Raw genomic sequence first — 20,879 nt, 5'->3', positions numbered from 1 at the left:
CCCGGTGATCGCGAATCTCCTGCAGCAGTTCACCCTCGCCGCAGGGACCTGCCCTGTCAGGGCCTTTCAGGCTTGCGGGCCAGGAGGCAGGCGTGCGGTCTGTTCACCCGTCCGCCGGGCTCCTGCTCCAGTCGCGCGGTGACGACGAGTCCGGCCTGGTCCAGCAGGCCGACCATGCGGTCCAGGGGCAGGAGGTGCGACTCGTAGGACACCGGACGGCCATAGCCGTGGGTCGGCCGCAGCCGTTCATCGCCCACGTAGTCTCCCCAGAGAAGGAAGCCGCCGGGCGCGAGCACACGGTGGAACTCGGCGAACACCGTCGGCAGCCACTGCGGGGGCGTGTGATGGGTGGAATACCAGGCCAGGATGCCGCCGAGCTCGTCGTCCCCTGTCTCCAGCGCGGTCATCGAGCCCTCGGTGAAACGCAGGTCCGGATAGGCGTGGCGGGCCAGCCCAATCATCTTCGGTGACAGATCGACGCCGAAGGCGGACACCTCCAGCCCGGCGAGGTGCGCCGTGATACGGCCTGGGCCGCACCCCAGGTCCGCGACTGGCCCCAGACCAGCCGTCCGCACGAGTTCAGCAAACCCCGCCAGCATCGCGCGGGACAGCGGATCCATCTCGGCCGGCGGCGGGACACGTTCGACGTAGTCGGCGGCGACCGTGTCGTACGACTCCCGGACAGCGGTCAGAAAGGAGGGCTCAGCCATACGCGCGACCCTAGACCAGACAACTGACACGCCGAGGCACGACCTTGCCGGCCTGCGCGACACCCACCACTGCAGACACTCGGCCGTCACACCGACCCCGCAAAAACTATGGGCCACAGCGCTAACCGGCCATCTCGGCGTAATAGGTCCCGACCAGGGCAAGAACGCGGAGTCCAAGCCTTGTGGTTGCCAGGGCTATTACGCCGTAATAGGTCCCGGCCAGGACGCTCGTGCTCCAGCCGGAAAGTAACTCCTCGTCCTCGCCGGGCTGACCGCACACCGGACCGCCCCTCGGGCAGGGACTGACGGCCGTCACGGATGCAGGGACTGAAAGGTTCACTGCGTGGCCGTCCGAGCTCCGGCCAAGTTCAGTCCCTTCTCCGAAAAAAACGGGCCTCGCGAACGCTCCGAGACTGGCCCTGCTGAGGGACCAAAAGGGGCCAGGGACCAAAGCACGGGGACTGAAGTGTCTGGGGTCCCTCGCCGAAAAACCTTCAGTCCCTGGGTGTTTTCGCAGGTCAGAGAGGTATGCCCCCTCCCGGCAGGGACTGTAGGGACTAAAAATCGCAATTATGACGTAGACATGAGATAGGGGTTCATACGCGCGGGCGCGTGTCTCACATACATCAGGTGTAGCTCATAATTGCCGAGTTGAGTCCCTAGAGTCCCTGTTCTGGTAAGGCTTAAGGCTCTGACCTGCAAAAACATTCAGGGACCAAGCCCAGGGACCAAGTTCTGTCAGCCCCTGGTTTTTGGTCCCTGGCCCCTGTTCGGCCCCTCCCGCCGCCCGCAGGCTCACTCTTCTGGTCTCGTGCACGCCTGATACGGCCGGTCCCTGGGCCGCAGTCATAGGCTGAGAGCCCCAGGCCCGGCAGGTGTTCGGTCCCTCGGGATTGCTTCAGGGGCTGACGGCGAAAACCGGGAAGCGCCCAGGCTGCGGTCCCCCGGCCGAGGAAACGCGACCCGAACCCCAAGGGACTCAAGGGACCAAGAAAACTGATAGAAACGGCACGCGGCCCCGAGCGGAGTCGTTTTTCGGACGATGGGCCCTAGACTCTCTTCTGCACTACAGTCCCTTCGGTCCCTGACAGCGGGTCATCAGCCAGCCCCGGCGACCCGGGAACGATCGAGCAACCGAGATGTGACGAGGACGGTCCGCGTGCCGCGCGAAGGCGAAAACCGGGAGCGTGCAGCCCCAGGCAGGTCTGTGCCCCCGCATGCGGTAGCGCGATGGTGCGCCTCGCAGGGCTGGCCCGTTCACCCCCTCGCCCCGGGGCGGAAGACTCCCGCAGGCAACTGCCCCCGCTGCCGGGTCCACAGGCACGAACCGACCACCTGCCCGTGTCTGCCCGCAGGACGCCCCTGTCACGGCTTCCACGCGGCGACCACCGACTCCGAGCGCATCGACAGGTGGTGGGCCGACACCCCCGCGGCCGGGGTGGGTGTGGCCTGCGGGCCCGCAGATCTGATCGTGATCGACATCGATGCCCACCAGGCCCCGGTCGCCGACCGGTCACGTCTTTTGCCCGGGATCCCGATTCCCGGGGGAGTGAGCCTCGACGGGCTCGCCTCCGGCTACGACACGCTGGCGCTGCTGGCTGCCTTCCGAGGTGCGCCCGATCCGGCCGAGGACACCTCCACCCTCCGAGTGCGCACGCCTTCCGGGGGCCTGCACATCTGGTACCGGAACCCCGACCCGTCGACCCGCTTCCGTTGCTCCACGGGCTCGGGCCGGAACGCCGCGCTCGCCTGGCAGGTCGACGTACGGGCCGACGGCGGCTACATCGTCGCCCCGAGCACGCGCGTCCCCCGGGGCGCCTACCGGGCCGAGGGGACCGCCAGGACCCCTGCGGACCTCCCCGGCTGGCTCAGGGACGAACTCGTACGCACAGGGCATGTCGTGACGCCTCAGGAGCCCCAGGGGCCGTTCCCTGCCCCCTCGACCCGGAAAGGTTCCGAACGGCCCGCACACGGGCGGCGAGCGGCTTCGGCCGAGCACGTCCTGGACCCACTGATCGCCCAGGTCGCCGGCTGCGCGGCCGCGTCGGAAGGCACCGCGTTCTCGGAGAAACTCAACCGGGCCGCCTACACGGCCGGTGGTCTGGCCGCAGCCGGACACCTGGACCTGCCCGCCGTCCGGGACCGGCTCGTCCGGGTCGCGCACTACGCCAGGCCCTGGCAGCAGGCCAGGAACGAGACGATCGTCGACGGCGCGCTCGCCGTAGGGTCCGCCCGCCCGCTCCACCTCAGGGGACGTTCATGAGCAGCGCCGAGAGCTCGCCGCGCTTCGATCCGCAGGCCGCCGCTCAGCAGATGCTCGACCTTCTGGGTACCGAGCAGCCTGCTCCCTCCCTGCTGCCCGCCCAGTACGCGGCCATGGTTGAGCCCGCCGCCCCGGCCTTGGAGTCCGCGACTGCTCCCGGCCCTGTTTTCGGCCCTGTTCCCGGGCCGGGTCCCGTCCCCGCCGGGGCTCCGTTGCCGCCGTCGCTCTCGGACCGAGGCAACGCGCGGCTCTTCGTGCAGCTGCACCGTGACCAGTTCCGCCACGTGGAAGGGCTGGGCTGGTTCGTCTGGGACGGTTACCGCTGGAAGCGCGGCGGAGGCGAGAAGGCCGCGCTGTGGGCGGCGGGCGAGATGGCTGAGGACATGCCCGACACCGACGCGCGCGGTGTGTTCAGCAACCGCGAAATCGCCCAGCACAAGCGCCGCACCCTGTCCACCACCGGCATGAAGGCCCTCCTCACCCAGGCCAAGGCGTCGCCGGACCTCTCCGTGGACCCGGACTCCCTGGACGGGGATCCCTACGCCCTGTGCACCCCCGCGGGTGTGGTCGACCTGAACAACGGCCACCTGCGCAAGGCGGACCCCACCCTGGACCTCCACTCCCGGGCCACCAGCGTCGCTCCGCAGCGAATGGAGACGCCACGCTGGCACCGCTTCCTCACCGACACCTTCGGCGACGACGCCGAAGGCCGGGAGATGATCGACTTCCTGCACCTGCTGCTCGGCTACTCCATCACCGGCGACGTGGGCGCACAGGTGCTGCCGTTCCTCCACGGCGAGGGCAAGAACGGCAAGTCCGTCCTGCTCGACATCATGATCCAGATCCTCGGCGACTACGCGGACGCCGCTCCTCCGGGCTTCCTCATGGACCGCGGCGCCTTCTCCGAGCACTCCACGGAGCTGACCGAACTGCACGGCCGCCGCCTGATCGTGTGCAGCGAGCTGAAGCCGAACGACAAGTTCGACGAAGCCCGCGTCCGCCTCCTGACCGGTGGCGACAAGATCAAGGCGCGCCGGATGCGGCAGGACTACTTCTCCTTCACGCCCACCCACCACCTGTGGCTGTTGGGCAATCACCGTCCCGAGGTCTCCACGGGCGGCTTCGCCTTCTGGCGCCGCATCCGCCTGCTGCCCTTCACCCGGACGGTGCCCGCCGAACGAAGGATCGACAACCTCGCCTTCGAGCTGGTCCGGGACGAGGGGCCGGGCATCCTGCAATGGCTCATCGAGGGGGCCCAGCGGTACCTCGCCACCCGGGATCCCCTCGAAGGCCCCGACCGGGTGCGCATCGCCACGACCGCCTACGCCACCACCGAGGACCACATCGGGCGTTTCCTCGCGGAGTGCTGCACGCGTGACGGCGACCGCGCGCGTGACCTGCGGGTGGAGCAGGGACTGCTGTACACCGAGTACAGCTCCTGGTGCCACGCCGGCGAGGGGATCAGGCCCGCGACACCCCGTGCTTTCGCCAACCGGGTCCGCCAGGAGGTAGGTGTGGCCTCGCCGGCCGACATGATCAAGTCCAACGGACGGAAGTACTACCCGGGCATCGCGCTGCTGGAGCACGCGTGACGCCCCGCCGGGACCTCCACCGTCCTCACCACGTGGCCTACACCGTTCCCGGCAAGCGCTCTACGATGAATGCCAGGCCCCGCACACGGCGGCTCCCGCAGGACGGTTCGCCACTGCCCGATGCGCGAGCCGGAGCACCACGCACACAATGCCGGGCCGCATCCCCCTCCCCAGGGGGCACCCGGACGAAGGAGGGGCTGCAGCCATGAGCTCGCTGTTGACCGAGAGCGACCTCATCCACGAGGCAGAGGTGGTGTGGCTGGAGAACCTCGACGAGCTGGACTACGTGCGTCAGGCACTGGACAAGACCAGGCGTCGCAACACCAAGCCGCCCTATGCCAGGGACGGCCGCATGGTGGGTTACGCGCTCCTCGACGACCAGGCGTCCCCGGACCCGGACAGCGGTCTGTACAAGCGCCGGGTCTTCTTCCTCCTGCCGCACGACCGCGACAGTCTGCCCGACGGCCTCTACCGCGAGGGCGCGCCGGGGGAGGCAGTGGATCCCCGTACCATCACGCCGAAGAAGCCCGGGGCGAAAACCCCGCGCTCCCAGTGCGGCTCCGAGGCCATAGCGACGTCCACGCCGTGACCCGCAGCCCGGAGCCGAGCGGCGGCGCGGGAGGGCGAAGTGCCTTTCCCCGAAGCCTCGTTCACGTCGAGGCCGTGGTCTTCTTGCGGGCGCGGTAGGCGGCGGCCTTGATCTTGTTGCCGCAGGACTCCATCCCGCACCACTGCCGCCGCATGCCCCGGGAGCGGTCGATGTAGACACGGGTGCACTCGGGGTTGCCGCACTCCTTGAGCAGGGGTACGTCCGGCCCGCTCAGGACCTCGACGGCCTGGCGGGCCACGGCGGCGAGGGCCTCGTCAGGCGTCGCCTCCGTCCAGCGCCCCGCCGGGGTGAGCTGCGGGGCCGCCGTCGGCTTGCGCGCCGCGCCGTTCAGCACCTCCAGCGCCTCGTCGGCATACTCCTCACCGAGGCGACGAGCCGTGATCAGCTGGTAGACGGCTTCCCGCACGGCCTTCGCACGCTCGACGTCGGCCTCCCGGCAGGGGGAGACCACGTCGACGATGCCGGCCTCCAGGTACCACGCGTCCAGCCTGTCCGGCGTCGCGAACATCTCGAACCGCGTCGAGCGCCGCGCCCGGAGTGTCGCGGCGAAGTCGAGGGCCGGATTTCCGCATACGAAGACATGATCCAGGTTCACATCACCATCCTGGCAGGTGACGAATGGGCCTGCAAGGCTCCGTCACCTGCCGAGCCGATGGCCGGTCCGTGTCGCCCCTTGCCGTGCCACGACGCCGCACCGCAACGCAATGCCGCGCCGTGGCATTGCGCATCACCGCGCCGTGGCGTTGTCGTCAACCCGGTCCCGGTCCCGGCTCTGGTCCCGGTCCTGGCCCGTGGAGAGTTGGAGCTCACGGCCCTGCCAGCGGCTGCGCAGCCAGCGGTCGTGGCTGGCGAGGACGATCGCGCCGGGCCCGGTGCCCAGAGCGGCCTCCAGTTCGTCGCACAGTCGCGGGGACAGGTGGTTCGTGGGTTCGTCGAGCAGCAGCAGCTCCGGCGGGCGCGCCACCAGGAGTGCCAGCGCGAGGCGGCGGCGCTGACCGACCGACAGCAGGCCGACGGGCTTGTCCAGGTCCGTCTCGTGCAGCAGCCCCAGCGATTTCAGCGGGACCGTCTCCGCCCGCTCCATACCGAGCGAGAGCTCGTAGGTGTCGCGCACGGTCCGGTCGGGCCGCTCGAACACGGTGTCCTGGGCCAGCAGCCCCACCGTCAGCCCTCGCCTCCGCCGTACGTCGCCCTCGGCTGCGAGCCGTCCGGCGAGCACCGACAGGAGCGTCGACTTGCCCGCCCCGTTGCCTCCCGTGACGAGGAGGCGTTCGGTGGCGAGCACGTCCAGGTGCCCCACGGACAGCCTGCCCGGCACGCGCGCCCCGCGCAGGGAGACGAGGGTGCCGTCCGCCGACTCCTCGGCGAGCGCGGCGACGTGGAAACGCAGCGGCTGTGGCGGCTCACCGACCTGCGTGCGCTCCAGCCCGTCCAGCCTGCGGGCGGCGTTGCGCACCCGCCGCGAGATCTGGCTCTGCACCCGACCGCCCCGGTGGCCGTACCCCATCTTCTCGTTGTCCGTACGCCCCCGGTCCGGGGCGACCCGGTGCGCGGTCACCCCGGCCGAGTGGCGCAGCGCCGTCAGTTCCTCCTGTTCCTCGGCGTACCGCCGTTCCCAGCGCTCCCGTTCCGCCCGCTTCTCGGCCAGGTATGCGCTGTAGTTGCCGCCGTACCGGACGGGGCCGTCCACGGCAGGATCGAGGTCGATCAGATCCGTGCAGACGGCGTCGAGGAAGGCCCGGTCGTGGGCGGCCACCACGACGACACCGGGCAGGTTGCGCACCTGCTCCTCCAGGAACGCGGCGGCACCGTCGTCGAGGTGATTGGTCGGCTCGTCCAGCAGGAGCGCCGACGGACGGCGGACCAGCAGGGCGGCCAGCGCGAGGCGCCCGCGCTGTCCGCCGGACAGGGAGCCGAGCGTCCGGTCGTGCCGGAACGCGCCGAGGCCCAGCCCGTCGAGCACGATCGCGGCACGCCGGTCGGCGTCCCAGGACTCCCGCTCCTGGGCCTGTTCGAGCCGTCGGCCGTACAGGTCGAGCAGTTCGGCGCAGCCGGGGGAGTCCTGCGGGACACGGGCCAGCTGTTCGGCGAGGCGGTCGAGCTCGGCCAGGTCGTCGCGGGCCTCGCGCAGGGCGTCGTCCAGCACGTCGGCGATCGTCGACGTGGCGTCGAACGGCATCTCCTGGTGCAGGAAGCCCAGATCGGCCGGGCGCGTGATGCTTCCGGCATCGGGTTCGTCCACTCCGGCGAGCAGCCGCAGCAGCGTCGACTTGCCGACGCCGTTCTCCCCGATCAAGCCGATGCGGTGGCCGGGGGAGGCGGTGAGGGAGACGCCGTCGAGCACGCGCCGGGTGCCGAGGGTGCGGACGACGTCGTGGGCGAGCAGGGCGGGTCGGGGCATGGTGGTTCCACCTGACGTATGCGGTGTTCGGCCCGCGGGGTGTGAGACACCTCGGGCGCGGGCCCGGTCGACACGTCAGCGGCTCACACCTCGGGCGCCCCCGTCTCCGTCAGCTCGCCGTCGGCCAGCCGCAGCCACCGGTTCACCCCGATCCGGGCGAGGAACCGTTCGTCGTGGCTGACCACCACGAACGCCCCCTGGTAGGAGCCGAGCGCACCCTCCAGCTGACCGGCGCTGACCAGGTCGAGGTTGTTCGTCGGCTCGTCGAGGAGCAGCAGCTGCGGGGCCGGTTCGGCGCACAGTACGCAGGCCAGGGTGGCCCGCAGCCGCTCACCGCCGGACAGCACGCTCACCGGGAGGTGGGCCCGGGGGCCGCGGAAGAGGAAGCGGGCGAGCAGGTTCATCCGCTCCGCCTCCGGCCTGGTCGGGGCGAACGCGGTGAAGTTCTCGGCGACGGTGCGGTCGGGATCCAGCAGGTCGAGCCGCTGCGAGAGGTGGGCGATCCGGCCGTCGGCCCGCTTGATCTGCCCGCTGTCCAGGTCCAGGTCGCCGTTGAGCAGCCGCAGCAGTGTGGTCTTCCCGGCCCCGTTGGGCCCGGTCAGCGCGATGCGTTCGGGGCCCCGGATCGTGAGGTCCACCCCCTGCACGGCGAACAGGTTCCGTCCGTCGCGGCGGACCTGCATCTGTTCGCCGAGGACGAGCGTGCGCCCGGCGGGCACTCCGGTCTCCGGCAGGTCCAGGGTGATGCGCTGCTCGTCGCGCAGGGCACGCCCCGCCTCGTCCAGCCGGGCCTTGGCCTCGCCGACCCGGGAGGCGTGCATCTGGCCCGCCCGGCCCGCGGATTCCTGGGCACCCCGCTTCATGTTTCCGGCGAAGATGCGCGGCAGCCCCGCGCTCTTGAGGTTGCGGGCGGCGTTGCTCGCCCGGCGCTCGGCGCGTTCGCGGGCCTGCTGCATCTCCCGCTTCTCCCGCTTCAGCTCCTGCTCGGCGTTGCGGACGTTCTTCTCGGCGACCTCCTGCTCGGCCCGCACGGCCTCTTCGTACTCGGTGAAGTTGCCCCCGTAGAAGCGGAGTTCACCGCGTTCAAGTTCGGCGATGCGTTCCATGCGGTCGAGCAGTGCCCGGTCGTGGCTGACCAGCAGGAGACAGCCGTTGAAGTCCTCCAGCACGTCGTAGAGCTTGTGACGGGCGTCGAGATCGAGGTTGTTGGTCGGTTCGTCGAGCAGCAGTACGTCGGGCCGCTTCAGCAGCTGGGCCGCCAGCCCGAGCGAGACGATCTGACCGCCGCTGAGCGTGCTCAGGCTCCGGTCGAGAGCGAGGCCGGCGAGGCCGAGCCGGTCCAGCTGGGCGCGGGTGCGCTCCTCGATGTCCCAGTCGTCGCCGATGGTCGCAAAGTGTTTCTCGTCGACGTCCCCGGACTCCACGGCGTCCAGGGCCCGGATCACCGCGGCGATGCCCAGGACCTCGGCCACCGTGAGGTCACTGGTCAGGGGGAGGTTCTGCGGGAGATAACCGAGCGTGCCGCCCACGGAGACGGAACCGGTGCCGGGCCGCAGTTCACCGGCGATCAGTTTGAGGAGGGTGCTCTTCCCGGAGCCGTTGGGCGCGACCAGGCCGGTACGGCCGCTGCCCAGGGTGAAGGACAGCTCCTCGAACACCGGAGTGTCGTCGGGCCAGGCGAAGGAAAGGTTCGAGCAGATGACGGAGGCGTCGGACATGGAGAGACCTCTGATGAAGACACGGGCAGGCATGGGCCGGTGCCCGGAAGCGGACTGAGGAGACGACGAAACCGGCCACGACGGCGATGCTCCTGGGCACCTGCCGATGGCCTGTCAGGTCGGGGTATCACCCCGAGATGTCGTCTTCACCCACCATGTCCGGCTCTCCTCAATCCACGATCAACGTTCCACGAGCTTAACAGCAGGGTTCCGCCGGGGCCTCCGAATTTATGGCCTCGTGGACTCATGGACCTGTGACGCGGCCGAGGTCCGCGCGGCCCCGTCCGGGAGAAGGCGCGGCGTGCTGTCGAGCGGTGTGGGTGTCGTGGGCGGTGTGGGTGTCGTGCTCAGGCGGAGGTCTCCCGGCCGCCGGCGACGATGTTCTGGTCGGTGCCGAGGTAGGCGGAGCAGTACTCCCGGCTGGTTACGGACCAGCCGCAGCCCGGTGATCGAGCCGAAGGAGTTGGCGACCAGCAGCACCCGGGCGACGCCGAGGCGCGCCCGGACGTGCTCGGTGACCTCCAACGCGTCGTGGTGGAGCCGCTCCAGGGTCATCTCGCCCTGACCGTCGGGACCGGAGCGGGCGAAGATGAACCCTGCGCCGCGCATGTCCCAGCGCACGATGGTGAAGTGCCGCTCCCGCCACCAGGACTTCCGGCTCGTCCTCGGTCAGGTGCGCAACCTCGTCCAGCACCTCGACCTCGACGAGGAGCACAACCACGAGCGGAACCACCTGACCGGCGAGCTGCTCGCCCGCCATGCCGATCGCTGTCCCGCGCTGACCCGGGCCATCGCCGCCGACGCCTTCGCGCCCGACGACACCGACCCGCTGGCGTTCGGCCTCGAACGCATCCTGGACGGCGTCCAAGCCCTCATCGGCCGGACGCCGATCGACTGAACCGGCCCCGCCCCGACGGCTGATGGGGCATTCCGTGCGTTCCGGAAGCCCGGATGGAGAGCCGGAAGTCCGCTCCGGACCTCCGGCACCCGCGGGGAGGGGTTACAGGCCGAGGTCCGCGGCCCAGCAGGAGAAGGACATCCACGAGCTCTCCGGGTCGTACGCGCCCTTCGTGGACTTCTCCGGGGAAGCGGGCCTCACCTCGACCATGTCCTCGTAGGAGATGCGCTCGGGCAGCTTGCCGAACCTCTCGTGCCGGGCCGCCGCAGCAGGATCCCTCGTCGTGCTGTCGGTGTTCACAGTCAACCTCCGCTCCATGGGTGGCGGATCGTGCCGTACTGCTTCCAGTACGAGGCTCGCACTCCTTGCGTCACCTGTCAAGACGGTGACGCAAGGAGGGGGCGGGGCTCGGGCGGTCTCGGGAGCCGGTCCGCGCCCCCTTCGGTTCGCCTGGCCCCTGCCCCTGCTGCGACGGGCGGCCCGTGCTCGCGTTCCGGCTCCGCTTGACCTTGACACGTTGGCAAGGTCTTCACTGTGGCCGGGGAGGTGGTCCCGATGACCATGCCGAAAGAGGACACGAACACGGTGCGAGCGCTCCGGGGGCTGGAGCACGACAGCTCGTCGGTCCGGCTGCAGGCGGCGCTGGCGGTCGGTACGAACCCGGATCCGGGTTTCGTCGGCAAGCTCGTCGAGCGCTGCGCGATCGAGCCCGAGTTCCACGTACGAGAAATGCTGACGTGGGCACTCACCCGCCACGCGGCATCCGAGACGGTCCCGGTGCTTGTCGACGAAGTCCGCTCGGGAGGCGCACAGGCCCGGAGCCAGGCGTTGCACACGCTGTCCAAGATCGGGGACCGGCAGGCGTGGCCGGTGATCACACCGGCGCTGTTGTCCGACGCCGACGACGAGGTGGCCCGGACCGCCTGGCGGGCGGCGGTCGTGCTCGTGCCCGACGGTGAGGAACACGAGCTGGCCGTAGGGTTGGCGAGGCAGCTCGGGCGCGGCGAACGCGAGACGCAGCTGAGCCTCAGCCGGGCGTTGATCGCGCTCGGAGAGGTGATGCTGCCGACACTGGGCGCCGCGACGACGGATCCCGACCCCCGCGTGCGCGCGCACGCGATCGCCACGGAACGGCTGTGGCGCGACCCGGATGCCGGATTCAGGTTCGCGATCGAGGAGGCGAAGCGTGTCGTGGCCCTCGGAGGGGACGGCCGGGAGGAGCGGTAGGCAGTGCTGATCGGTGATGTCGCGCGACGGGCCGGGGTCAGCGCCCGCATGCTCAGGCACTACGAATCGCTCGGCCTGGTGCAGCCGACGGGCCGCACCGGCTCCGGCTATCGGGAGTACTCCCGCAAGGACATCCGGCGGATCTTCCACATCGAGAGCCTGCGGTCGTTGGGGCTGTCGCTGCGCGACGTCGGGCGCGCGCTCGACGACCCCGGCTTCGCCCCCGCGGAACTCGTCGACGACCTCATCCGCCGGACACGGGACCGCATCGCGGCGGAGACGGAGCTGCTCGCACGACTTCGTCGGATCGATGCCGCGGAACCCGTCGGCTGGGAAGACGTCCTCCAGACGGTCGCGCTCCTCCAGGCGCTGGGGTCGAAGAGCGCGGGGGCGCGACAGCGCGCGGCCCTGTCCGCGGTCGAGGAAGTTCCCGTGCCGGTGGAGGCACTGGTCGAGGCGGTGCTGATCGAGTCCGACCCGAACGTCGCCGGAGCCCTTCGCTGGGCTCTGGCGCAATCCGGCGAGGAGGGGGCGGCACTGCTGGCGGAGGGCCTCGGCTCGCCCTCGGCCGAGGTGCGGAAACGTGCCGTCCGGTCCATCGCCGAGATTCCGGACGAGGGGGCGACCGCACTGTTGCGGGACGCCCTCGCGAACCCCGACCTCGTGGTCCGCGGTTACGCGGCTCTGGCACTCGGGGCACGGGGCGTGGCCGACGCGGTCCCGACGCTCATCGACATGATCGTCGAGGAGCGGAACGACGTCGACGCGGCCGATGCGTTGAGCGCGCTGGCGAGTGACCCGGCGCTGGCGGACCGGATCGCCACCGGGCTCGTCGACCGCCTCGCCCACGCGACCCTGGGACCGCCCGCCCGCGGACGGCTGACCCAGGCGCTCGCGGACATCCCGGGGAGCCTGACGACACGTGCCCTCGCGGATCTGTCACAGGACGAAGACCGTGCCGTCGCGCTCACCGCGACATACCTTCTCAGGCTGCGCGACGCGCGATAGCGAAGCTCTTCGTGCCGGCCGGTGTGCGGAACCCGGTGTGGTTGCGGATCAGGAGGCAGGCGAGCAGACCGGCCATCAGGACCGAGACGGGCAGGGCCACCGTGCTGTGCAGGGTGGCGAGGAAAGCGGCGGAGTAGCTCTGGCCGGCCGAGATCCCGGCGGACAGCTGTCCCTGTACGAGGGCGCCGACGGCGGCGGCACCGATGACCGAACCGATCTGGCGGACGGTGTTGTTGACGCCGGAGGCGGCACCGGCGAGGTGGGGCGGCACGTTGCGCATGGCCTCGGTGGACATCGGCGCGACGATGCATCCGACCCCGAGCCCGGTGAGCAGGGTGGCGGGGACGAAGGCGTACCAGGCGGTCGCGGGACCCGCGATCAGGGCGATGGCGAGGATGCCGGACGCGTACAGGGTCAGCCCGGTGATCAGCAGGTACTTGCCGCCGATCCGGTCGGACATGCGCCCGGCGAACGGGCCGAGGACCATCGACACCAGGGAGGAGGGGGCCAGCACCAGGCCCGCCTTCATCGCGCTCATGTGCAGGACGGACTGGAGGTAGAGATTGAAGGGCAGTACCAGGCCCAGCATGGCGATCGAGACGAGCCCGACCAGCACGGTCATCACGGTGAAGTTGCGGTCCTTGAAGAGCGCGAAGGGAACGAGCGGCTCACGGTCCTGCCGGCCGCGCTGGTGCACCAGGAATCCGACGGCCAGGGCCGCGCCAGCGGCGAGCAGGGCCCAGATGCCCGGCCCCCACTGGTAGTGCTCGCCCTCCTGGAGACCGAACGCCAGGCAGAACAGGGTGGCGGTGGCGAGGAGAACGCCCGGCAGGTCGAAGCGGTGGGTACGGGAGGGGCGGATGTCGGGGACGACCAGGAACGTGAGGACGAGCGCGGCGATCCCGATCGGCACGTTCACCAGGAACATCCAGCGCCAGCCCACGGCCGAGACCAGCATGCCCCCGAGGGTCGGCCCGGACAGGGTGGCCAGGCCCCCGACCGTGCCCCAGACGCCCAGCGCGGAGCCGCGCCGTGAAGCCGGGAAGACGGACACGATCAGGGTCATCGTCTGTGGCACGAGCAGGGCGGCGCCCAGCCCCTGTAGTCCGCGGGCGGCGATCAGGGCCGCCGGGTTCGGGGCGAATCCGCAGGCGATGCTCGCCAGGGTGAAGACGACCAGGCCCGCGGCGAACAGGGTGCGCGGGCCGCGCATGTCGCCGAGCCGGCTCGCGGTGATCAGCAGTACGGAGAGCGCCAGCGCGTAGGCGCTCACCACCCACAGGGTCTGGTCGAGCGAGGCCCCCAGGCCATTGATCATGTCGGGGATCGCGATGTTCACGATCGTCAGGTCCAACAGGGTCATGAAGAACCCGAGCGAGAGCGTCACCAGGACTGCCCAGGGGTTCCCGCGCCACTTGAGCACGACCGTCTCCTTCGTCCGTCGATGGCCGGTGGCCCGGCGTCTGCTTCGAAGCTAACCAATCTTCTTCGATGCATCAATATAGATGCATCTAATTGGTTGCATCGACCCGTGATGCATCTCTGGGAGATGCATCGAACGCGATGTAATGTGGTGTCATGGATGGAGTCGAGCTGTTCTTGCTGGGACGCACCCTCATGAAGATCGGGGAAGGTGCGATGCCCGAGCCGGAGGGCGGTGCGGCCCGCTACGGCGGCGGTGTGCGTTCGGTCCTCATCGTGGTGAGCGACCTGGCCACCCACCCCGACAGCGCGGTCGGCGAGATCGCGGCCCGTACCGGCCTTCCGCAGAGCCAGGTCTCCACCGCCGTGGCCCGGCTGAAGGAGGCGGGCGCCGTGGTCACCAACCCCGACCCCGCCGACCGCCGCCGCCTCCTGGTCCGGCAGTCCTCCCGCCCCTCCGCCCGGATGGCCCAGGTCAGGGCGACTTCCATCGAGGGGGCGCTGGCCGACGCCCTCGGCGGCGACCCCGAGGGGCTGAAGGAGGTCACCGAGGCCCTGGAGGTGCTGGCTCGTCACCTGTCCCCGCAGGCCCGGCCCCGCAAGCAGGGTTGACCGATCCGTTCTGCTTCCCCCCGGTCGGATCGGGTCGGGTGAATCGGGCCCGGCCGGGGCTATTTCGCAGTATTGAATCGATCGGTCCAATACGTGTTAGGGTGCCTGCATGGCACGACCGAGGACCTTCGACGAAGAGCGCGCCCTGGAGGGCGCCATGCGTCTGTTCTGGAAGAACGGCTTCGAGGCCACTTCGACCCAGGGGCTCTGCGAGGCGACCGGCCTGGGGCGCAGCAGCATCTACAACACGTTCTCCAGCAAGCACGCCTTGTTCATGCGTGCGCTGGCGAACTATCTCGACACGATGACGGCCGGACAGGCCGCCGTCCTGGGGGAGTCGACCCAGCCGCCCATCGTTCGCCTGCGGAACCTGTTCTCCTCGATCATCGACGGCGAAGAGGCCAACCGCCATGAAGGCTTGGGCATCGGCTGCCTGGGGGTCAACAGCAGCGTGGAGCTTTCGCGGCGTGACGCGGAGGTCGCAGGGCTGCTGCAGCGTGATCTGGAGCGGCGGCTCGGAGGGCTCCGGGACGTCATCGCGCTCGGTCAGCAGGCCGGAGAGATCTCCCGGGCGCGCAGTGCCCACGAGTTCGCCCTGTTCCTCAATGCGGCCATCGCCGGTATGCGTGTCTCGGCCCAGAACGGGCTCGATCGTGCCGGACTGGAAGCCGTCGCGGACACCGTTGTGAACGCCCTCGCTCCCTGACCCGATTTCGTCGGACCGGTCGCGTGCCGCTCACGCATGCCCCAGTTTTGAACCGATCGATCTAAAACGCTTGCTGAAGCGACCGACACAACGAAGGAAGTGACTTGTTCATGCCACGCGTCGTCCATGTGCTGGCCTTGGGCATCTTCGCCATGGTGACCAGCGAGTTCGTCGTCGCCGGTCTCATGCCGCAAATGGCGGAGGGACTGGATGCGACGATCCCTCAGATCGGCTACCTGATCACCGCGTTCGCCGTCGCGATGGCGGTGGGCGGTCCTTTCCTGACCATCGCGTTGATGAAGCTGCGCCCCAAGCAGGCGCTGCTCGTCCTCTTCGCCGTCTTCCTTGTCGGCAACGCCCTGGCCGCGACCGCCGACAGCTACGGGGTCATGCTGACCGCTCGCATCATCACCGGTGTCGCATCGCAGGCGTTCTTCGGCGTCGCGATCTCGGTGTGCTCCTCGGTCACCCGTGAAGAAGTCCGTGGCCGGGCCATCGGCGTGGCCATGAACGGCCTCATGCTCGGCACCCTGCTCGGACTGCCCATGGCCACCTTTGTGGGAGGCCACCTGGGCTGGCGGGCCGCTTTCTGGGCCATTTCGATACTCACCGTCATCGCCGCGGTGGTCACGTTCCTCGGAGTTCCCCGGCTGGACCGCCCCGGCAGTTCCGCAGGCGCGTTCCGCGAAGAGGTCCAGGTCTTCAAGAAGCCGCGCCTGTGGCTGGTGCTCTCCACGAGCACGCTCATCATCGGCGCCACCTTCTCCGCCTTCAGCTATTTCAACCCCATCCTCACGGAGGTCAGCGGCTTCAGCGCATCGACGGTTCCCGTCCTGCTCATCGCCTACGGTGCCGCCACGGTCATCGGCAACACCGTCGTCGGCCGCCTCGCCGACCGGCGGACAGTCGGTGTGCAGGTGGTCGGCCTCGCCCTCAACATCGTGTTCCTGACCGGCTTCGCGCTCCTCGCCCACGTGAGCGCCGCTGCCGTCGTCCTCATGATGGGCATCGGCTTCGTCGGCGTGACGATGAACCCGGCCATGGCAACCCGCGTCCAGCGCACCGGAAACCCCGGGCCGCTCGTCAACACCGTCCACTCCTCCTTCATCACGCTCGGCGTCATCATCGGTTCGTCCGTCGGCGGCATCTTCGTGAACGCCTTCGGACTGCGCTCCCCGCTGTGGCTCGGCGCCGCGCTCGCCGTCCTCGGCCTGCTGACCCTGCTGCCGGAACTGGCCCGCCGGGGACGCGGCACCCCCACCGCAGCCGCCGCCGAGCAGCCCGTCTCCCTCGAAATGGGCACCGACATGCCGGTGCGAGCAAGGGCGGGACGGGGCTGAGCTCGGCGAAGTATTGGCGTGTCACACCTGTGAAGGCAGGATATGGCAGGGCGACACGACGCAGAGCAGGAGTCATGTCCCCCGATCGTTCCGCCCGCCACTGACATCCAGTCAGCCCCGCTCGACTGCTCCGAGGCCGTATGCGGGCAATGCCGGGCGATGCGCGTCTTCCAGGAAGTGAGGCACCCATGGCGCCGTACGACGTCAAGCGAGAGCAGAAAGAGTTCTACGCGCCCAAGAACAAGACGTGGGCCGTCGTGGACGTTCCCGAGCAGCAGTTCATCGCCATCGACGGCACGGGGAACCCCAATACGGCTCCCGCCTACGTCCACGCGGTCGAGGCCCTCTACGCGGTCGCCTACACCCTCAAGTTCGTCGGCAAGCGCACAGAGGGCGGCGATTTCGTCGTCGCTCCGTTGGAAGGGCTGTGGTGGGCGGACCGGCCCGAAGCCTTCACCAGCAGAGCCAAGGACACCTGGCACTGGACCATGCTCATCAACATGCCCTCCTGGATCACCAAGGAGACGATCGAGGACGCCAAGCAGACCGCGCTGGCCAAGAAGAAGAACCCCACGATCTCCCAGCTTCGACACCTCACCCTCCACGAAGGCCCCAGCGCCCAGGTGCTGCACATCGGCTCCTACGACGACGAGGCACCCGTGCTGCACGAACTCCACCACTCCTACCTCGACGCCAACGGCCTGCGTCCGTCGGGCCTGCATCACGAGATCTACCTCAGCGACCCCCGCAAGACCGCCCCCGAGAAACTGAAGACCATCCTGCGCCAGCCGGTCGAAGACCTCGAAAGGTAGCCGCGCGGCCGCTGCCGCACCCGCGCGAGTCGCACCCCCCGTGTCCAGTACCGGCGGCACCGAATCCGCTTCCTTGAGCCGTAGGCAGGCGGGGTCTCCGTCCGGAGGCCCCACCTGCTCGGGTTCAGGCCGGTCAGAAGCGCACTGTGCGGGGCCGGGTGTCCCAGCGGTGGGTGTATCAGGGCCGCCGGATCAGGCCGCCGGCAGGCTACGCGAGGTGCCGGTTCGGGCAGCCTGCGAAGTAGAGCAGCTCGACGTCCACCCGCGGCTCGATGTCCACACGTTCATGACGCCGGTTCCCGGGCGGCGCCGAGCAGCCGGAACGGGCTCCGAGCGGTTGGGGCGGGCGTCGGGCCGAGGTCTCCCGGTCGAAATCTCCCGGCCCGGCGCCTTCCTCACCCGGTCGGGCGACGTCCGCGAGACGGATCGGGAAACACGACACAGGGTGTCCGGTTTCGGGCCGAGCATGGTTCCACCGGCAGCCGGCACAGGCCGAAGCTCGCGGACGGAACCGAACGAAAAGGACATCGAGGGAACCCATGCCTGACACGACGACACCGGACCTCGACGGAAAGATCGCACTGGTCGCCGGAGCCACACGGGGCGCGGGGCGCGGCATCGCCGTCCAACTCGGCGCCGCGGGCGCCACCGTCTACGTCACCGGCCGCACCACCCGGGAACGGCGCTCGGAGTACGACCGGGCCGAGACGATCGAGGAGACCGCGGAACTCGTCACCGCCGCGGGCGGAACCGGCATCGCGGTTCCGACCGACCACCTGGAGCCCGACCGGGTCCGCGCGCTGGCCGAACGCGTCGACGCCGAACAGGGGCGGCTGGACGTACTGGTCAACGACATCTGGGGCGGCGAGCGGCTGTTCGAGTTCGACAGGCCGGTATGGGAGCACGACCTCGACAACGGACTGCGGCTGCTCCGGCTGGGCGTGGAGACACACGCGATCACCAGCCACTTCCTGCTGCCCCTGCTGGTACGGCGACCGGGCGGCCTCGTGGTCGAGATGACCGACGGGACCGCCGCGTACAACACGGCGAACTACCGCAACTCCTACTTCTACGACCTGGTCAAGAACAGCGTGCTGCGCATGGCGTTCGTCCTCGCGCACGAACTGGAACCGCACGGCGGTACGGCGGTGGCCCTCACCCCGGGCTGGCTGCGTTCGGAGATGATGCTCGACGCGTTCGGCGTCACCGAGGACAACTGGCGCGACGCCCTGGCCACGGTGCCGCACTTCTGCATCTCGGAGAGCCCCGCATACGTCGGACGCGCCGTCGCGGCGCTGGCCGGGGACCCCGACGCCGCGCGGTGGAACGGCCAGTCGCTGTCCAGCGGCCGACTCGCACGGGAGTACGGCTTCACCGACCTCGACGGCTCCCGTCCGGACTGCTGGCGCTACTTGGTCGAGGTCGAAGCCGCGGGCAGACCGGCCGACGCCACCGGCTACCGGTGACAGCACCGCGGGCCGGTCTCGGACGACCGGCCCGGTCGGCTTCTCCGGTGCCCGTACCGGCGCCGTGAGAGCCGTCATGCACCGGCGCCGTGAGAGCCGCATGCGCCGATGAAGGAGGGCGCCCGCCCCGATGCCACGACGGCCATGGGGGCGCCTGCTCGGACGGCACCGGAACCACCAGCCACGCGGAATCCCGAAAGTGTCGGCGGATTCTGCTTCCGGTCGCTCTCTCGTCACTCATGTGGGTGATGACTGCGGGTGCACCCGACGGTACGTTGAGTATGCGTGTGTATGGGGGTGGGCGTTAGCCCTGGTTCCATTTCTGTTCGGGCGCTTGTCCTGGTTCTTGTTCCGGCTGTCACATCACATTCCCTCGCGGTTCCTCGCATCTCCCTGCGCACGTCCCACTGCACGCCTCGCTGTGCGTCTCACCGAACGTTCCGCCGCGCGTCCCTGTACATCCCCGTACGTTCCCGAGCGGGGCCGTGCGGGGTCGTGCGGCGCGCCGAAGGGCCGGGGCGTCGGTGGTGGCGTTTTCTTCCCTTCGTCGGTCTCGTGCCGTCGGCCGCTGCTCGCCCGGGGCGGACGGCGCGGACCTTCTCAGGATTCTTCCAAGTGTCGCTCTGTGCAAAGGAGTTGCTTTGGTCGAGCGCTGTGCCTTCGTGTTCCCGGGGCAAGGGGCCTACCTGCCCGCCGTTCTCGCCCGGATCGCCGTCGACGAACCGCTGGTCGAGGAGACCCTGCATCTGCTGGACGCCGCCGCCGTCCGCCTCGGGCGGGGCGCCCCCTCCCGCCTTCTGCTCGACGAACGGGCGCCGACGCTGTCCGAGTTGGTGGACGAGGCCCCGGCGGACCTGCACGTGGCGCTGTTCGCAGCCGAGATGGTGCTGTTCCAGTTGTTGACGGAGCGTCACGGGCTGTTCCCCGACGTGCTGTTGGGACACAGCTTCGGCGAGTTGGTGGCCCTGACCGCGGCCGGTGTGTATGAGCTTGAGGAAGGCATGGCGCTGGTGGCCGCCCGCGACGAGGCTTTCGCCGCCCGCCCGCCGGAACGCGGTGGAATGCTGGCCCTGGGAATGCCCGCCTGCCGGGCCGAGGCACTACTGGTGGGCCTCGGGGAGTGGGAGGTGACCCTGGCCGCAGACAACAGCCCTCGCCAGTGCGTGGTGTCCGGCCCCGCCGAACCGTTGGGCCGGGTGCACCGAGCCGCCCGGTCGGTCGGCATCGGGGCGACCGCGCTGCGGGTTCCGTACGCCTTCCACCACCGCATACTGGCCGCAGCAGCGGGCGACTTCACCCGCCGGGCGACCTCGCTGCGGGCCGGGCCCGCGCGGTACCTGCTGCACTCGGCGATCCTGGGGCGGCGGGTGGACGACACCGACGCGGTGGCCGACCTGGTCGCCGCCCACCTGGTACGGCCCACACGGTTCACCGACGCGGTCCGCCTGCTCCACGCGGAGGGCGTGGAGGTGTTCGTGGAGTGCGGGCCCCGTGGCGTACTGAGCGATCTCGTGACGGCGACGGTGCCGGACGTACGGGTGCTCGCGCCGCTGCGCCGTCGGGTGGGCGGACCCGAGCTGGCCGAGTCCCTGAGCGGCCTGACATCGGCTCCCCAGGCGCTCCCGGTGCCCTCGATCCGCCGCCCCGGACCGGCGTCGACCGGGACCGGAGACGCCCTCGCCGGGGCCGCGCCCGGCACAGGTGTCGACACCGGCACCGTGGCCGTGCCCGGGGAAACCCCATCGGGTGTGGAGGAGCTCCCGGACCGGCGGGCCGTCGTGGCCACGCTGCGGGCCCTGTACGCGGCGGCGCTGGGATATCCGCCCGAGGTCCTGACCGACGATGCCGACCTGGAGGCGGATCTGGGGGTGGACTCGATCAAGCAGACCGAACTGTTCGCCCAGGCCGCCACCCGCTTCGGACGCACCCTGCCGGCGGACGGCTCCCGCCTGACCAGCTACACCACTCTGGACGCGCTGGCCGGGCTGTTGAGAGCACTGCCCGCGGACGGCACACGCGCGGGGGTACCGGCATGAGCGGCCGACCCGACGCGCCCGCGTCACGGGATCTCGGTGGAATGCCCGCGGCGCGAGA

The 20,879-nt window shown here is 70.0% G+C and carries 19 protein-coding genes; 12 read left to right on the top strand and 7 right to left on the bottom strand.

The genetic code is table 11. The annotated features are described in order from the left end of the window. Positions 1-56 precede the first annotated feature (56 nt). On the bottom strand, positions 57-710 hold the full coding sequence (locus ACWCXX_RS20125) for a class I SAM-dependent methyltransferase (RefSeq protein ID WP_451129022.1): 654 nt from the start codon (positions 708-710) through the stop codon (positions 57-59). 1,207 nt (positions 711-1,917) lie between these two features. Here ACWCXX_RS20125 and ACWCXX_RS20120 point away from each other — a divergent pair. From ACWCXX_RS20120 to ACWCXX_RS20110, 3 genes are all read left to right on the top strand, one after another. Continuing rightward, positions 1,918-2,973 carry a bifunctional DNA primase/polymerase gene (locus tag ACWCXX_RS20120; protein ID WP_451129020.1) on the top strand — a complete coding sequence of 352 codons (1,056 nt, stop codon included), beginning with the start codon at positions 1,918-1,920 and terminating at the stop codon, positions 2,971-2,973. Further along, positions 2,970-4,565, top strand: a complete 1,596-nt coding sequence (locus tag ACWCXX_RS20115; RefSeq protein WP_451129018.1) for a DNA primase family protein — start codon at positions 2,970-2,972, stop codon at positions 4,563-4,565. The genes ACWCXX_RS20120 and ACWCXX_RS20115 overlap by 4 nt, the downstream gene beginning before the upstream one ends. A gap of 205 nt (positions 4,566-4,770) precedes the next feature. Next, on the top strand, positions 4,771-5,154 hold the full coding sequence (locus ACWCXX_RS20110) for a DUF6009 family protein (protein ID WP_451129016.1): 384 nt from the start codon (positions 4,771-4,773) through the stop codon (positions 5,152-5,154). Between the two features lie 61 nt (positions 5,155-5,215). Here ACWCXX_RS20110 and ACWCXX_RS20105 read toward each other — a convergent pair whose 3' ends face one another. The 4 genes from ACWCXX_RS20105 to ACWCXX_RS20090 form a co-directional block, all read right to left on the bottom strand. Then, positions 5,216-5,770, bottom strand: coding sequence for a CGNR zinc finger domain-containing protein (locus ACWCXX_RS20105; RefSeq protein WP_451129014.1), 555 nt, complete (start codon positions 5,768-5,770; stop codon positions 5,216-5,218). 132 nt (positions 5,771-5,902) lie between these two features. Then, entirely contained in the window at positions 5,903-7,576 is a 1,674-nt protein-coding gene (locus tag ACWCXX_RS20100; RefSeq protein WP_451129012.1) for an ABC-F family ATP-binding cassette domain-containing protein, read from the bottom strand. A gap of 83 nt (positions 7,577-7,659) precedes the next feature. Continuing rightward, positions 7,660-9,294: a ribosomal protection-like ABC-F family protein gene (abc-f, locus tag ACWCXX_RS20095; RefSeq protein WP_451129010.1), complete on the bottom strand. Its 1,635-nt coding sequence runs from the start codon at positions 9,292-9,294 to the stop codon at positions 7,660-7,662. A gap of 228 nt (positions 9,295-9,522) precedes the next feature. After that, a complete protein-coding gene (locus ACWCXX_RS20090) occupies positions 9,523-9,903 on the bottom strand; it encodes a hypothetical protein (protein ID WP_451129008.1) in 381 nt (126 codons plus the stop codon). Here ACWCXX_RS20090 and ACWCXX_RS20085 point away from each other — a divergent pair. Beyond that, entirely contained in the window at positions 9,902-10,192 is a 291-nt protein-coding gene (locus ACWCXX_RS20085; RefSeq protein WP_451129006.1) for a hypothetical protein, read from the top strand. The genes ACWCXX_RS20090 and ACWCXX_RS20085 overlap by 2 nt on opposite strands. 102 nt (positions 10,193-10,294) lie before the next feature. On the opposite strand, the gene ACWCXX_RS20080 is transcribed toward ACWCXX_RS20085, so the two are convergent. Further along, positions 10,295-10,492: a hypothetical protein gene (locus ACWCXX_RS20080; protein WP_451129120.1), complete on the bottom strand. Its 198-nt coding sequence runs from the start codon at positions 10,490-10,492 to the stop codon at positions 10,295-10,297. Between the two features lie 255 nt (positions 10,493-10,747). Between ACWCXX_RS20080 and ACWCXX_RS20075 the strand changes: the two genes are divergently transcribed. Both ACWCXX_RS20075 and ACWCXX_RS20070 read left to right on the top strand, forming a co-directional pair. Continuing rightward, positions 10,748-11,419 carry a HEAT repeat domain-containing protein gene (locus tag ACWCXX_RS20075; protein WP_451129004.1) on the top strand — a complete coding sequence of 224 codons (672 nt, stop codon included), beginning with the start codon at positions 10,748-10,750 and terminating at the stop codon, positions 11,417-11,419. A 3-nt stretch (positions 11,420-11,422) separates the two neighbouring features. Then, positions 11,423-12,427, top strand: a complete 1,005-nt coding sequence (locus ACWCXX_RS20070; protein ID WP_451129002.1) for a MerR family transcriptional regulator — start codon at positions 11,423-11,425, stop codon at positions 12,425-12,427. Here ACWCXX_RS20070 and ACWCXX_RS20065 read toward each other — a convergent pair. Continuing rightward, the gene (locus tag ACWCXX_RS20065) at positions 12,405-13,850 is read right to left on the bottom strand and encodes a DHA2 family efflux MFS transporter permease subunit (protein ID WP_451129000.1); all 1,446 of its coding nucleotides are present in this window, start codon (positions 13,848-13,850) and stop codon (positions 12,405-12,407) included. The two genes, ACWCXX_RS20070 and ACWCXX_RS20065, sit on opposite strands and share 23 nt — an antisense overlap. Positions 13,851-14,005: 155 nt before the next feature. On the opposite strand from ACWCXX_RS20065, the gene ACWCXX_RS20060 reads away from it, so the two are divergent. From ACWCXX_RS20060 to ACWCXX_RS20035, 6 genes are all read left to right on the top strand, one after another. Next, on the top strand, positions 14,006-14,461 hold the full coding sequence (locus tag ACWCXX_RS20060) for a MarR family transcriptional regulator (RefSeq protein WP_451128998.1): 456 nt from the start codon (positions 14,006-14,008) through the stop codon (positions 14,459-14,461). A 109-nt stretch (positions 14,462-14,570) separates the two neighbouring features. Beyond that, a complete protein-coding gene (locus ACWCXX_RS20055; RefSeq protein ID WP_451128996.1) occupies positions 14,571-15,167 on the top strand; it encodes a TetR/AcrR family transcriptional regulator in 597 nt (198 codons plus the stop codon). Positions 15,168-15,277: 110 nt separating this feature from the next. Beyond that, on the top strand, positions 15,278-16,507 hold the full coding sequence (locus tag ACWCXX_RS20050) for an MFS transporter (protein ID WP_451128994.1): 1,230 nt from the start codon (positions 15,278-15,280) through the stop codon (positions 16,505-16,507). Between the two features lie 188 nt (positions 16,508-16,695). Then, positions 16,696-17,319: a GyrI-like domain-containing protein gene (locus ACWCXX_RS20045; RefSeq protein ID WP_451128992.1), complete on the top strand. Its 624-nt coding sequence runs from the start codon at positions 16,696-16,698 to the stop codon at positions 17,317-17,319. Between the two features lie 539 nt (positions 17,320-17,858). Further along, a complete protein-coding gene (locus ACWCXX_RS20040) occupies positions 17,859-18,785 on the top strand; it encodes an SDR family oxidoreductase (RefSeq protein ID WP_451128990.1) in 927 nt (308 codons plus the stop codon). A gap of 641 nt (positions 18,786-19,426) precedes the next feature. Further along, positions 19,427-20,821 carry an acyltransferase domain-containing protein gene (locus ACWCXX_RS20035; RefSeq protein WP_451128988.1) on the top strand — a complete coding sequence of 465 codons (1,395 nt, stop codon included), beginning with the start codon at positions 19,427-19,429 and terminating at the stop codon, positions 20,819-20,821. The last annotated feature ends 58 nt before the right edge of the window (positions 20,822-20,879 follow it).

It is taken from the genome of Streptomyces sp. NPDC001732, assembly GCF_053596315.1.
The sequence above is the reverse complement of the archived record's forward strand: the minus strand, read 5'-3'. Positions and strand labels throughout refer to the sequence as shown.

Bases quoted from the DNA above. Each gene is read 5' to 3' on its own strand.
- ACWCXX_RS20125 (WP_451129022.1), bottom strand. From the start codon at position 710: ATGGCTGAGCCCTCCTTTCTGACCGCTGTCCGGGAGTCGTACGACACG.
- ACWCXX_RS20115 (WP_451129018.1), top strand. From the start codon at position 2,970: ATGAGCAGCGCCGAGAGCTCGCCGCGCTTCGATCCGCAGGCCGCCGCT.
- ACWCXX_RS20110 (WP_451129016.1), top strand. From the start codon at position 4,771: ATGAGCTCGCTGTTGACCGAGAGCGACCTCATCCACGAGGCAGAGGTG.
- ACWCXX_RS20100 (WP_451129012.1), bottom strand. From the start codon at position 7,576: ATGCCCCGACCCGCCCTGCTCGCCCACGACGTCGTCCGCACCCTCGGC.
- abc-f (WP_451129010.1), bottom strand. From the start codon at position 9,294: ATGTCCGACGCCTCCGTCATCTGCTCGAACCTTTCCTTCGCCTGGCCC.
- ACWCXX_RS20085 (WP_451129006.1), top strand. From the start codon at position 9,902: ATGTCCCAGCGCACGATGGTGAAGTGCCGCTCCCGCCACCAGGACTTC.
- ACWCXX_RS20090 (WP_451129008.1), bottom strand. From the start codon at position 9,903: ATGCGCGGCGCAGGGTTCATCTTCGCCCGCTCCGGTCCCGACGGTCAG.
- ACWCXX_RS20075 (WP_451129004.1), top strand. From the start codon at position 10,748: ATGACCATGCCGAAAGAGGACACGAACACGGTGCGAGCGCTCCGGGGG.
- ACWCXX_RS20060 (WP_451128998.1), top strand. From the start codon at position 14,006: ATGGATGGAGTCGAGCTGTTCTTGCTGGGACGCACCCTCATGAAGATC.
- ACWCXX_RS20055 (WP_451128996.1), top strand. From the start codon at position 14,571: ATGGCACGACCGAGGACCTTCGACGAAGAGCGCGCCCTGGAGGGCGCC.
- ACWCXX_RS20050 (WP_451128994.1), top strand. From the start codon at position 15,278: ATGCCACGCGTCGTCCATGTGCTGGCCTTGGGCATCTTCGCCATGGTG.
- ACWCXX_RS20045 (WP_451128992.1), top strand. From the start codon at position 16,696: ATGGCGCCGTACGACGTCAAGCGAGAGCAGAAAGAGTTCTACGCGCCC.
- ACWCXX_RS20040 (WP_451128990.1), top strand. From the start codon at position 17,859: ATGCCTGACACGACGACACCGGACCTCGACGGAAAGATCGCACTGGTC.